Raw genomic sequence first — 12,214 nt, 5'->3', positions numbered from 1 at the left:
TCACCCCAAGAGGTAGCTCCATGCTGCGTCGCCTGTCGCTCGTCCTCGGCCTGCTGCTGCTCGCCGCCTGTACCCAGGCGCCACTGGTGACGCCCCAGGAGGTCTTCCCTACCGATCGGGTGGAGAACGCCGCCGACGTCCGCAATGCCATCGTCGAGGTGCTGGAGACCCGCGGCTGGACCGTGGGCAGCGAGAGCCCCGGCATGATCGTCGCCAGCATCTTGGTACGCAGCCGTCACCAGGCCTGGATCGACATCCCCTACAGCACCAAGGGCTACCAGATTCGCTACCGCGACAGCGCGGGGCTGGACTACGATGGCGAACGCATCCATCGCAACTACAATCGCTGGGTGCAGCAGCTCGACGCCGATATCCGCCGGCAACTGCGGCTGCCGGCGCCCACGGCCGCAGCGGAGTGAAAGGTACTTCGCTTGCGCGATGTCGCAGAACACTGGCCCGCTAGCTGACGGTCAAGGCGTTCTGCGTTACAAAATCATCCCCCCATCCACAAGGAAGTCATCATGCGCAATCTCGCCCCGAAACTGGCCCTCGCCCTGAGCCTGGCCGCCCTGCTGCCCGCCGCCGCCCAGGCGCGCGATACCACCTTGCAACTGCCCTTCGCCGCAGTCGTCCAGGAAGCCCTGGCGGCCAAGCGCCTGGATGGCAGCGTCAAGTTCTACCTGGCCGGCAATCCGGTTCCCGGCAAGGCCACGGTGGTCAATCCCAGCATCACCACCAACCAGAAGACCAACGCCTTCAACAAGAGCGACGAAGAAGCCTGCCGCTGGGTGCTGCAATCGGCGCTGATCCGCCTGCAGGATGCGGCCAAGGCCGCCGGCGCCAATGCCGTCACCGACATCACCAGCTACTACAAGAAGAACGAGTGGAGCGATCCCAGCCGCTACGAGTGCCACGCCGGCGCCTTCATAGCCGGCGTCGCCCTCAAGGGCAAGCTGGTCATCCTCAAGTAAGAGCGGCTAACAAAACGTAGCGAGCGGCTGTCAGGCGGGTGCGCGCGGCGCGCAGGAACCGCAGTGTATGGGTGATACATGAGGATTCCGAGCACTGCACGCCCCCGTCTGGCGGACGCGCAGTAGTTTTGTTAGCTGCTCTAAGCCGGAACGGCGGCGCGCCGGGAGGGGTCTGTCTAGAAACCCGCTCCGAGACCGCCGCCATGCCCCAGTTCCGCGTCCACTACCGCAAGGACGGCGAGTCCCGCCAGTTCGACCTCGAGCAGCCACAGACGACCTTGGCTCCACATGAGGCGGCCCTCGCCTTGCTGGAACACCTGCGGGCCGACGCCGAGAACAGCCTGGCCCTGCCACCCGCCGATGCGCCAGCCGAAGCCATCCTGCGGCAAGCGGAGGTGCATGGGTTGACGGATATCAGGGTGGAGACGTCGGCCTCGTAGGCACAGCGAAGCCCAACGGGCAGGACCTTCCGGTACGGGGCTACCCTCCCCCCTGTCCCTGAAGGAAAGGGTGCAGTGCGTTCGGCATGGACTTACCGCTTGATCGCGGCCATACCTGCATCTTGCGCATGGGATCGCTCCGCTTACGCAGTGCGCTATACCTACCCGCTGTCGTGGCGCTGACCTACAACCCGGCTATCAAGGTGCAAGCCGAGCGGCTGAAAGCCAGGGGGATGAAAGGTAAACAAACCGTCTGCGCCGCCATGCGCAAGCTGCTGACCATCGCCTATGGCGTGCTCAAATCGGGCAAGCCTTAGCGACTGCACACCGAGGGGCGAAGACGGTATCTACGCAGGCTTCCGCACCGATAGCTCCTTCTGCCGCGTGCGGGAGAGGGGTGGGGGAAGGGCGCTATCGCAGAAGCGAATCAATAGCGTGGAAAACGGCGCAGCCTTTTCCACCGCTGGCGCCGCGCCCGTCAGGCGCCGGACGGCGAGCCCTGGTCGCGGTCGTTGCGCAGGCTGCTGTGGGCGGCCTTACAGATCTCGCGCAGACCGGTCTTGAGGCCCTCTTCCAGGGTGGGGTGGTAGAAAGGCATGTCGAGCAGCGAGCTGGCGGTCTCGCCGTGGATCAGCGCCAGTACCAGCAGATGGCCGAGATGATCCATGCCCGGTCCGACCATGGCGGCACCGGTCAACTTGCCGGTGCCCGGTTCGGCGTAGAAGCGGGCGATGCCCTGGTTGCGCGCCTCGACCCGGGCACGGCCCTGGTCGTGATAGGAAGAGGTGCCGATCAGGCTGCCCTCGTCCGGCGGACTGCCCAGCACGGCCACCGGCGGATCGGTGAAGATCAGCGAGAACGCTGGCGAACGGGGCGTGGCCCGGACCTCCGGGTAGCAGGCGGCATTGTGCCCGGCGATGGCGCCCTCGTCGGAGGCCTCATGGAGGATGGGCCGGTCATGGTCGGCATCACCGGCGATGAAGATCGACGAAGAGCCGCACTGCATCGTCTTGGGGTCATAGAGCGGGGTGCCATGATCGTCCAGCTCGAGGCCAGTGCTGTCCAGACCCAGCCCTTTTAGCCGCGGCGGTCGCCCGGCGGCCACCAGCACAAAGTCGAAATCTCCCTCGCCGCTCGTGGCGCCGGACCAGGACAGCCGCACACCCTCGCCTTCGCGCCGGGCATCCACCTCGACATTCAGGTACAGGGCCAGGTCCTGTTCCAGGATCTGGCGCAGTTCGGCCTTCACCTCGGCGTCCTTGAGCGCACCGAGACCGTCGTCCTGCCCGAACAGGGTGACCGCCACCCCCAGGCGAGCCATGGCCTGGGCCAACTCCAGGCCGACCGGGCCGGTGCCTATCACCGCCAGGGAGCGCGGCAGGTCCGGCAACTCGAAGATCGTATCATTGGTCAGCGCACGGTCGCCGAGGCGGCCGAACGGAGCCGGTACCAGCGGATAGGAACCCGTGGCGATGACCACGCTACGAGCCTGAACAGTCCGACCATCGCTGAGTTGCAGGCGGTCAGGCGCCATGAAGCGGGCGGTGGCACACTGGGCCACGCCTTCGGGCAGCTTCTCGAAACCCTGCTGGGTGGCGGCGACGAAATGGTCACGCTCGCGACGGACCCGCGCCATGACCGCTGCGCCATCGACCCTGACACTGCCCACCTCGATGCCGAAGGTACCAGCGCGCCGGACGGCGTGGTGGGCCTCGCCGGCGACGATCAGCAGCTTGGACGGCATGCAGCCCACCGAGGCGCAGGTAGTGCCGGCCCAACGGTCATCGATCAATAGGGTGCGGGCGCCCTGGCGGCGGGCCGCGCGTTCGGCGGCAAGGCCGGCGGTGCCGGCGCCGATCACGGCGACATCGCAGTGGATATCCGGGGTGTTCGAAGGCTGTGCGGGGTCACTCATCACGTCACCTGACATTGCGGAGGGTTACCCGACTCGCGCCAGGCTCTAGCTAGGGACCCGAAGCGCAGCGTTGAGGTTGCATCCTCAAGGCGTGATCCACTTCGACAAAAAACCGACATTTCTTGTCAGTAGCGTCAAATTCCATGCCATTGGTCGCCTTATACTGGCGCTATGGAACCATCGAGGTGCGACGCCCTCAATCTAGTCAACTTAAATGGACGAAGGCACTCACATGGAACGTGATCTCAGCAAGATTTCGCTCATCACCGATTGGTCCTACCTGATCGCCCTGGAGACCGGCCTGTTCACCCGCGGTGAACTCAGCGGCGCGGTGCTCAAGGCGCTCAACGACCAGGCCCGCCTGCTCTCCCGGCGCTACCTGGTGCAGAAGTCCAAGCTGGACGTGCGCCGGCTTACCCCGGCCGAAACCGAGATCCTCGACACCCTCAGCGAGACCGCTGCCAATCTACGCCGGCGCGGGCGGCTGCCGCACAACATCGTCAAGAGCCTGAGAGCCGGTGGCCTGATCGCCGCCGTCGAGCGCAGCGTGTGCGCCGCGGGCATCCTGCAGTGCCACAACGGTTTCTACGAAGACGGCCTGGAACCCGGCGCCTTCGAACGCATCGTCATGCGGCATCCCCAGGAATTCGGCGACCACGCCCGGCAGAGCGCCGCCCTCTACTTCGCCGACCACGCCCCGCCGGTGACCCTCGACCAGCCGCTGCAGGCCAGCGCCTGATGCGCGGGACGCGCGCAACCGACGTGGCGGCCGGGAGGCCCCAGTCCACGTCCGCACACGCGCGTCCCTCGTTCTGGGTTGCCACCGCCATGCTGCCTTGCCCCCGTTCCCGGCGTCTGCCGCCCCCCGCCCACGCCCAGCTCAGCCCCCCATAGCCGCCTGCCCTCGCCGGCCCGGCCGATCGCCCCGATCGCGTCGGCTGCCGCCCATCCGCTGCCGGCCCTGCCGGCAGCGGCCTTTGCCTGCGTTCGCCCCGAGGCGAGCGCGCCCGCCTGGGTCGACGTCACCCCTGCCTGCCATTGCCAGGCGCCGGGGTTGACCGCGACCGAGGCCGCGAGGAGCAGCTCATGCCTACCCCACCCGTCACCCATGGACGCAACAACTTCGACTTCCTCCGTTTCGCCGCCGCTTCCACCGTGGTCATCGGCCACGGCTTCTGGCTCTCGGGTCGTCTCGATGCCGAGCCGATCCTGCAACTCACTGGCTTCACCGATGCCGCCAGCATCGCCGTCTACGTGTTCTTCGTGATCAGCGGCTTCCTGATCACCGGGTCCTTCCAACGCAGCCGCCATCCGCTGGACTTCCTTGCCAAACGCGCCCTGCGGATCTTTCCGGCGTTGATCGTCTCGGTGCTCTTCTCGGTGCTGGTGGTGGGCTGGCTCGCCACCACTCGCGACACCGGCGCCTATTTCAGCGACCGCCAGACCCTGGGCTTCTTCAAGAACATCTTCCTGCTGACACGTTTCGAACTGCCCGGGGTGTTCGCCGACAACCCCTTTCCCGACACGGTGAACGGCAGTTACTGGACCCTGCCCTACGAGGCGTTCATGTACCTCTCGGTGATGATCATCGGGGTGCTGGGGCTGCTGACCCGCTCGGTGGTCATGGCCACCCTGGTGGTGCTGGTACTGGGCAACTTCCTGCTGCTGCCGCAGATGGGCGTCGCCAGTTTCGTGCTGCACAAGGTATTCAGCCTGGGAATGTTCTTCTTCGCCGGCGCCCTGCTACAGCTGGCGGGGCCGCGCATCCCCTGGCGCCTGGACCTGGCCCTGGCGTTCTGCCTGCTGTCGCTGGCGGCCATCGTCTGGCAGACGCTGCCGGTGCTGCACCTGGTGTCGCTGTCCTACGTGAGCCTCTACCTGGCCCAGGCCCGGGTGCCGCTGCTGCACGGCTTCGGCCGCTGCGGTGACTATTCCTACGGCCTCTACCTGTTCAACTTCCCGGTGCAGCAATTGCTCATGCACAGCTTTCCCGACAGCTTCTCACTGGGTGGCTTCCTGCTGGTGAGCTATGGCCTCACACTGGGCCTCGCGGTGCTGTCCTGGCACCTGATCGAGGCGCCGGCCCTGAGATTCAAGCCGCGGCGCAAGGCCCTGGCATCATCCACACCGCAGCCCTGAGGACGCCTGGCCGCCCGGCTCAGCCGAGCCGCGCGGCCAGGGCGAAGCCCGCCAGGGTCATGAGCAGCGAACCCAGCACATGGGCGCTGACGGTGAGCGCCGCCCAGCCCAGGCGGCCGTCCTGCAACAGGCTCACCACCTCGGCGGAAAAGGTCGAGAAGGTGGTGAAGCCACCGCAGAAGCCGGTCACCAGCAGCAGCTTCCAGTGCGGGTCCAGCCCCGGATAGCGGGCGAAGAGTCCGAGCGCCAGCCCGATGACGAAGCCACCGACCAGGTTCACCAGCAGCGTTCCCAGGGGCAACTGGGCGAGCACGGCGTTGAGCCGCAGACCGATCCACCAGCGGCAGGCGCTACCTACCGCCCCCCCGAGCATCACCGCGAACAGCGCATAGGGCATGACCTTTCCTCTCAACGACGCGCAGCGAACAGCAACACGGCGACACCCGCCAGGGCCGACAGCATGGACCCCAGCAGTACGCCGATCTTGACCTCGTCCACCAGGAAGGGCGCCGTGGGAAAGGCCAGGGCACCGATGAACAGGCTCATGGTGAAGCCGATGCCGCACAGCAGGGCCACGCCATAGAGCTGCAGCCAGCTGGCGCCTTCCGGCAGGCGCGCCAGGCCGCTGCGGATGGCCAGCAGCACCAGCAGCGAGATGCCGACCTGCTTGCCGAGGAACAGTCCCAGGGCCACGCCGAGGGGCACAGGGTCCAGCAGATTAGCGGGCGAGATGCCGGCGAGGGAGACCCCGGCATTGGCGAAACCGAACAGCGGCACGATGAGGAAGGCCACCCAGGGATGCAGGGCGGACTCCAGCCGGAGCAGTGGCGAGGCGGCGTCGGCCTCGGTGTCGCCCAGGGGAATGAACAGCGCCAGGATCACCCCGGCCAGGGTCGCATGGATACCCGAGCGCAGCAGGCAGAACCACAGCAGCGCCCCGACCAGCAGATAGGGCAGCAGCGTCCTGACCTTGAGCCGGTTGAGCACGAACAGCACCGCCACCAGGCCCGCCGCGGCCAGCAGCATGGAGGTAGACAGGTCGCTGGTGTAGAACAGGGCGATGATCACCACGGCGCCGAGGTCGTCGAGGATAGCCAGCGCCGAGAGGAATACCTTGAGCGACGGCGGCACGCGCGAGCCCAGCAGCGACAGCACGCCAAGGGCGAAGGCGATGTCGGTGGCGGCGGGAATCGCCCAGCCGGCGAGGGTCTGGGGATCGTGGCGATTGACCAGGGCATAGAGCAACGCCGGCACCAGCATGCCGCCCAGGGCCGCCAGCCCCGGCAGGGCGCGGTCGCCCCAACTGGCCAGTTGGCCGACCGCCAGCTCGCGCTTGATCTCCAGGCCCACCAGCAGGAAGAAGAGGGCCATGAGGCCGTCGTTGATCCAGTGGCTGAGGGACAGACCGCCCACGTACCAATGAAGGCTGGCGAAATAGCCATCGGCCAGGGGCGAGTTGGCGACGACGAGGGCCAGGGCGGCGGCGACCATCAGCACGATGCCGCCCGCGGCCTCGGCGGCGCAGAATTTGATGAGAAAAGCCAGGGCCTTGGCCGGAGCGAGGGGGGAAGTCACGGGCAGCCGAACTCCGCGCGGCGGCCCGACCTGCGCTTGGTTCAACCTGTCCTTCCGCACCATTGCGGCGACACCCAGCCGCCGATGGTACACCGCTGCGGCCTTGCTGCGCAGCCGCCAATCCGGCGACCGCTCTGGCACGGACCGGTCGAGACCGCGCTGGCCGTCCGGGCTCGACGACCTTGCCAGAGGCGTCCTGGCGGAGCACCATCAGCGCCCGTTCTGCCCGCCCGTCGCCGTGCCATGTCCCAGGATTCCCCGTCGCCCGCTGCCACCCGCTGCTCCCGCCTCGCCCAGGGCCTGCGCGCCTTCTGGCCGGCGCCGCTGCCCATCGACGGCCGCGAGCGCCTGCGCGCCAGCCTGGGCGCCGGGCTCGGCATCCTGCTCGCCGCCCTGCTGGCGGCCTGGTGGCTGGAAGGCCAGCCGGTGCATCAGCATGGCGCCCTGGCGCTGGCCCTGGTGGCGCCGCTGGGCGCCAGCGCCGTGCTGGTGTTCGCCCTGCCCGCCAGCCCCCTGGCGCAGCCCTGGTCGGTGGTGGGCGGCAATACCCTCTCGGCGCTGATCGGCATCACCTGCGCCCTGTGGATTCCCGAGGCCAACCTGGCCGCCGCCGCGGCGGTCGCCCTGGCCATCGCCACCATGTTCGCGCTGCGCTGCCTGCATCCGCCGGGAGGCGCTTCGGCGCTGCTGATGGTGCTGATCGGCGCCCAGGACTTCAGCTATGCCTGGAGCCCGGTGGCGCTGGATTCGCTGCTGCTGGTGGCGGCCGGGCTGCTCTACAACAACCTCACCCGCCGCCCCTGGCCCCATGTGCCGCGTCCGGCCGAAGCCGGCAGCGAGACGCGCCTGCAGCGCGCCGACCTGGACGCCGTGCTGGCGCGCTACAACCAGGTGCTGGACATCAGCCGCGACGACCTGGCCGAACTGCTCGAACAGGTGGAGGCGCGCGCCTACCAGCGCAAGATGGGCGAACTGCGCTGCGCCGACGTCATGAGCCGGGAGCTGGTGACGGCCCGTGCCGAGATGCCATTGCAGGAAGCCTGGGCCTTGATGCGTGCCCGGCGCATCAAGGCGCTGCCGGTCACCGATCGCCAGGGGCATCTGCTGGGCATCGTCACCGTCGCCGACTTCATGCGGCAGATCGATCTGGACGTCCACGAAGGCCTCGGCTGGCGCCTGCGCTCCCTGGTCCGCCCGCGGGCACGCCAGGGCGCCCGCACCGTGGGCCTGATCATGACCCGCACCGTGCGGGTGGCCAGCGCCGACCGCCTGCTGATCGACCTGGTGCCGGTGTTCTCCGAGAACGGCCACCGGCACATCCCCATCATCGACGGCTCGCGCCGCCTGGTGGGCATCATCACCCAGTCGGACCTGATCCGCGCCCTGTACCAGGCGGTGCGGGCCTAGGGCTCACACCTGGAAGCGATTCACCAGCCCCTGCAGGTCCACCGCCAGCCGCGACAGCTCCCGGCTGGCAGCGCTGGTCTGGCGCGCACCGTCCGCGGACTGGGTGGAGAGATCGCGGATGTTGACCAGGTTGCGGTCCACCTCGCGGGCCACCTGGGCCTGCTCTTCGGCAGCACTGGCGATCACCAGGTTGCGCTCGTACATCTCGCCGATGCGGTCGTTGATCTCCGCCAGGGCGACCCCGGCGGTTTCCGCCAGCGCCCGGGTGGATTGGGCGCGCTGGCTGCTGTCCTGCATGGAATCCAGCGCCTGGCTGGCACCGCTGCGCATACCGGAGACCATCTGCTCGATCTCGTGGGTGGACTGCTGGGTACGGCTGGCCAGGGCGCGCACCTCGTCGGCCACCACGGCGAAACCTCGCCCGGCCTCACCGGCGCGGGCCGCTTCGATGGCGGCGTTGAGCGCCAGCAGGTTGGTCTGCTCGGCGATGGCGCGGATCACGTCGAGCACCTTGCCGATGTCCTGGGACTGCTCGGCCAGGCGCTGGACCACGTTGCCGGTGGCGGCGACCTCGTCGGACAGCGCGCCGATGGCGCCCAGGGTATCGGCCACCCGCGCCTGCCCCTGCTGCGCCGCCTGGCTGGAGGCGCGCGAGGCTTCGGAGGTGGAGACGGCGTTGCGCGCCACCTCGTCCACCGCGGTGCTCATCTCGGTGACGGCGGTGACCGCCTGCTCGATTTCCTCGTTCTGCCGTTGCAGGCCCTGGCCGGCCGCCTCGGTCACCGCATTGAGCTGCTCGGCGGCGGTGGCGAGCTGGGTGGAAGAACCGGCGATGCGCGACAGGGTCGCGCGCAGTTGCTCCTGCATCTGCTGCAGCGCGCGCTGCAATTCGCTGACCTCGTCGCGTCCGGCCACCGCCAGGGTCTGGGTCAGGTTGCCCTGGGCGACGCGGCGCGCGGCCAGCAAGGCTTCGCGCAGCGGCCGGACGATGCTGACGGTCAGCAACCAGGCCATCAGCACCGTGGCCAGGGCGGCCAGGACCATCACCGCGATAACGATCAGCCGCGAGGCGTCGTAGCGCTCGGCGGACACCTGGCCATCGCGCTCGATGCCTGCGGCATAGAAGTCGCCCAGCTCGCCCAGTTGCTTGCCGGTGCCATCCACCACCGGCTTCATGTCCACCAGGGTCAGCTTGTTGAGCGCGGCGGTATCGCCTTTGCGGGCCAGGGCGAAGGAGTCGGTCATGCCCTGCTGGTAGGTAGCGAAGTCGCGTTTGAACAGGTCCCAGCGCTGCCGTTCCTCGGGGGTGTCGACGAGTACCTCGTAGGCCTTGATGCCCTCCAGCAGCACCCTGTTGCGCGCCTCGTACTGGCTCACGTAGGTATCGATGTTGCGGGGGTCCGGGTCGAGCGCCAGGCGCAGGGAGATGGTCCTGATGCGCAGCATGTTCTCGCGGATGGCATCCACCGCGCGGATGCTCGGTACCCAGTCGCGCTCCGTGGCCACCTGGCGTTCGCGGATACCCGCCATCTGCGCCAGGGAGAACCAGCCGAGAAAGGCCACCATCAGGGCGATCAGGCCGAAGCCCAGCGCCGCCCGGGGCGCGATGTTGCAGGTGCGTAGCAGCATGGAGATCCTCGTGGCCGGCGGCCTTCTTGTTGTCTGACAACGTATATCGGCCGTATCGGTGCCGGCTTGAGCGCAGCGAACCTCGCCGCGTTTTCGTCGTCTCAAAGGCACCGTCGCCCATTTCGGGCGACCTGACAGGAAAGTTCGGATGAAAACCGGTCCCTCTCGTGCCTCCCCGTTCTCCGCTCCCCGGACGCTGCTGGCCAGCCTGGTCCTGGGCGGTAGCCTGCTGCTGGCGGGCTGCGCCGGCAACCCACCGACCGAGCAGATGGCCGTCACCCAGTCGGCCGTCGACGAAGCGGTGAACTCCGGCGGTAACCAGTACGCCCCCATCGAGACCAAGTCGGCCCAGGACAAGTGGACCCAGGCCCAGACCGCCCTCTCGAACGAGAAATACGACGACGCCAAGCGCCTGGCCGAGCAGGCCGAGTGGGATGCCCGCCTGGCCACCCGCAAGACCCAGGCCGCCAAGGCCGAGGCGGCGCTCAAGGACGCCAAGGACAGCATCCAGCAGCTGCGTGAGGAAGGTCAGATCAACCTGCAGTTGCAACAGAATCTCCAGAAAAAAGTGCAGCAGTAAGCTGCCCGCTCTCTTGAAGGACAAAGCCCATGCGTAAATCTTTCCTGCTTCCGGTGCTGTCGGCGCTGACCCTCACCCTGGCCGCCTGCGCCACCCCGCCCAACCCCAACCTGGAAAAGGCGCGCAACGACTACGCCGCCCTGGAATCCCAGCCCCAGGCCGCCCAGTTGGCCGCCCTGGAGACCAAGGATGCCGGTACCTGGCTGGCCAAGGCCGACAAGGCCTACAAGGACGGTGAGAACGAGAAGACCGTCGACCAGCTGGCCTACCTGACCCAGCAGCGCATCCAGACCGCCATGCAGACCATCAAGCTGCGCCTGGCCGAAGCCGAGCTGAAGAAAACCGATGCCGAACGCGGCGAGGCCCGCCTGAACACCCGCACCCAACAGCTGCAACAGCTGCAGAAAGCGGTGAAGTGAGGTTCGGGGGCGCAGGCCCTGTCCGGGAATCCTGCGCCCCCTGCCGTGGTCCTCTACAGACCCGCGAGCCCTCGCTCGTCCCCTGTCTGGAGGATTCCCCATGAAAGCCATACGCCTACGCAAACCCGGTGGACTCGACCAACTGGAAAGCTGCGAGCTGCCCGATCCTGGCCAGCCCGGGGCCGGCGAGATCCGCGTGCGGATCAAGGCCAGTTCGCTGAATTTCCATGACCTCGGCGTGGTGCTCGGCAAGATGCCCGCCGCCGACGGTCGCATCCCCATGTCCGATGGGGCAGGCGTGGTCGAGGCCGTGGGACCGGGCGTCAGCGACTTCGCCGTGGGCGATCCCGTGGTGTCCACCTTCTTCCCCACCTGGCTCGACGGCGAGCCGCCCCTCGACGACTTTTCCACCACGCCGGGCGATGGCGTCGACGGCTTCGCCTGCGAGGTGGTGGTGCGCCCGGCCACCGCCTTCACCCGCGCGCCGCGGGGCTACAGCCATGCCGAGGCGGCCACCCTGACCACCGCCGGCCTCACCGCCTGGCGCGCCCTGGTGGTGGACGGCGGTCTCAAGGCCGGCGACAGCGTGCTGGTGATGGGCACCGGCGGGGTGTCCATCTTCGCCCTGCAATTCGCCAAGGCCATGGGTGCCACGGTGATCGCCACCTCGTCCTCGGATGAGAAGCTGCAGCGCGCCTATGCCCTGGGCGCCGATCACCTGATCAACTACCGCGAAGAACCGGAATGGGGAGCCAAGGTGCAGGCCATCACCGGCGGCCGCGGGGTGGACATCGTGGTGGAAGTCGGCGGGCCGGCGACCCTGGCGCAATCGATCCAGGCCGCCCGTATCCATGGCCACCTGGCATTGATTGGAGTGCTCACCGGCGTCGAGGGCCAGGTCCCCACCGCCAATCTGATGCGCCGCCACCAGCGCCTGCAAGGCCTGATCGTCGGCAGCCGGCGCCATCAGCAAGACCTGATCCGCGCCCTTGAGAGTACCGGGATCAAGCCAGTGATCGACCGCCACTACCCGCTGCAGGAGATCGCCCAGGCCTTCGCCTTCCATAAGGACGGCAGCCACTTCGGCAAGATAGTCCTGGATATCTAAATTAGTCATACCATGAAACTGCTAAGCTTCC

Annotated in this window: 13 protein-coding genes, 1 other RNA gene and 2 pseudogenes; 10 read left to right on the top strand and 6 right to left on the bottom strand. The window is 67.9% G+C overall.

Going from position 1 to position 12,214, the window contains the following annotated elements; genetic code table 11:
• Positions 1–20: 20 nt before the first annotated feature.
• Both AR540_RS18905 and AR540_RS18900 read left to right on the top strand, forming a co-directional pair.
• Positions 21–419: a hypothetical protein gene (locus AR540_RS18905; RefSeq protein ID WP_059230952.1), complete on the top strand. Its 399-nt coding sequence runs from the start codon at positions 21–23 to the stop codon at positions 417–419.
• A gap of 102 nt (positions 420–521) precedes the next feature.
• Positions 522–971: a hypothetical protein gene (locus tag AR540_RS18900; protein ID WP_059230950.1), complete on the top strand. Its 450-nt coding sequence runs from the start codon at positions 522–524 to the stop codon at positions 969–971.
• 4 nt (positions 972–975) lie between these two features.
• On the opposite strand, the gene AR540_RS18895 is transcribed toward AR540_RS18900, so the two are convergent.
• A non-coding RNA gene (locus AR540_RS18895) (sX9 sRNA) lies at positions 976–1,051 on the bottom strand.
• Between the two features lie 123 nt (positions 1,052–1,174).
• On the opposite strand from AR540_RS18895, the gene AR540_RS18890 reads away from it, so the two are divergent.
• Complete coding sequence (locus tag AR540_RS18890; RefSeq protein WP_059230948.1) at positions 1,175–1,411, top strand: hypothetical protein; 237 nt, start codon at positions 1,175–1,177, stop codon at positions 1,409–1,411.
• Between the two features lie 173 nt (positions 1,412–1,584).
• Entirely contained in the window at positions 1,585–1,728 is a 144-nt protein-coding gene (locus AR540_RS18885; RefSeq protein ID WP_177339258.1) for a hypothetical protein, read from the top strand.
• Between the two features lie 161 nt (positions 1,729–1,889).
• Here AR540_RS18885 and AR540_RS18880 read toward each other — a convergent pair whose 3' ends face one another.
• Positions 1,890–3,326, bottom strand: a complete 1,437-nt coding sequence (locus AR540_RS18880) for a dihydrolipoyl dehydrogenase (protein WP_059230944.1) — start codon at positions 3,324–3,326, stop codon at positions 1,890–1,892.
• A gap of 232 nt (positions 3,327–3,558) precedes the next feature.
• Between AR540_RS18880 and AR540_RS18875 the strand changes: the two genes are divergently transcribed.
• Entirely contained in the window at positions 3,559–4,065 is a 507-nt protein-coding gene (locus AR540_RS18875) for a hypothetical protein (RefSeq protein ID WP_059230943.1), read from the top strand.
• A gap of 347 nt (positions 4,066–4,412) precedes the next feature.
• Positions 4,413–5,465, top strand: coding sequence for an acyltransferase family protein (locus tag AR540_RS18870; protein ID WP_059230940.1), 1,053 nt, complete (start codon positions 4,413–4,415; stop codon positions 5,463–5,465).
• A 19-nt stretch (positions 5,466–5,484) separates the two neighbouring features.
• Here AR540_RS18870 and crcB read toward each other — a convergent pair whose 3' ends face one another.
• Together crcB and nhaA are read right to left on the bottom strand one after the other, a co-directional pair.
• Positions 5,485–5,862, bottom strand: a complete 378-nt coding sequence (gene crcB, locus AR540_RS18865; RefSeq protein WP_059230939.1) for a fluoride efflux transporter CrcB — start codon at positions 5,860–5,862, stop codon at positions 5,485–5,487.
• Positions 5,863–5,873: 11 nt separating this feature from the next.
• Complete coding sequence (gene nhaA, locus AR540_RS18860) at positions 5,874–7,040, bottom strand: Na+/H+ antiporter NhaA (RefSeq protein ID WP_059230937.1); 1,167 nt, start codon at positions 7,038–7,040, stop codon at positions 5,874–5,876.
• A gap of 243 nt (positions 7,041–7,283) precedes the next feature.
• On the opposite strand from nhaA, the gene AR540_RS18855 reads away from it, so the two are divergent.
• Positions 7,284–8,447, top strand: a complete 1,164-nt coding sequence (locus AR540_RS18855; protein WP_059230935.1) for an HPP family protein — start codon at positions 7,284–7,286, stop codon at positions 8,445–8,447.
• 3 nt (positions 8,448–8,450) lie between these two features.
• Here the strand turns inward: AR540_RS18855 and AR540_RS26640 are convergent, their stop codons facing one another.
• Both AR540_RS26640 and AR540_RS26635 read right to left on the bottom strand, forming a co-directional pair.
• Entirely contained in the window at positions 8,451–9,314 is an 864-nt protein-coding gene (locus tag AR540_RS26640) for a methyl-accepting chemotaxis protein (RefSeq protein WP_442963807.1), read from the bottom strand.
• Positions 9,306–10,076, bottom strand: a pseudogene (locus AR540_RS26635) (MCP four helix bundle domain-containing protein); the annotation flags it as partial. The pseudogene AR540_RS26635 and the gene AR540_RS26640, both read right to left, overlap by 9 nt.
• A 148-nt stretch (positions 10,077–10,224) precedes the next feature.
• Between AR540_RS26635 and AR540_RS18845 the strand changes: the two are divergent.
• From AR540_RS18845 to AR540_RS18835, 3 genes and pseudogenes are all read left to right on the top strand, one after another.
• Positions 10,225–10,656, top strand: coding sequence for a DUF4398 domain-containing protein (locus AR540_RS18845; protein WP_059230930.1), 432 nt, complete (start codon positions 10,225–10,227; stop codon positions 10,654–10,656).
• A 29-nt stretch (positions 10,657–10,685) separates the two neighbouring features.
• A pseudogene (locus tag AR540_RS18840) lies at positions 10,686–11,060 on the top strand (DUF4398 domain-containing protein); the annotation flags it as partial.
• 115 nt (positions 11,061–11,175) lie between these two features.
• Positions 11,176–12,183 (top strand): zinc-dependent alcohol dehydrogenase family protein, encoded by a 1,008-nt coding sequence (locus tag AR540_RS18835; protein ID WP_059230926.1) that lies wholly within the window; start codon positions 11,176–11,178, stop codon positions 12,181–12,183.
• The last annotated feature ends 31 nt before the right edge of the window (positions 12,184–12,214 follow it).

Origin of the sequence: Pseudomonas sp. EpS/L25 (genome assembly GCF_001512295.1) — a bacterium.
Lineage (GTDB): Bacteria > Pseudomonadota > Gammaproteobacteria > Pseudomonadales > Pseudomonadaceae > Chryseomonas.
This window is presented reverse-complemented; position numbering and strand designations above follow the sequence as displayed.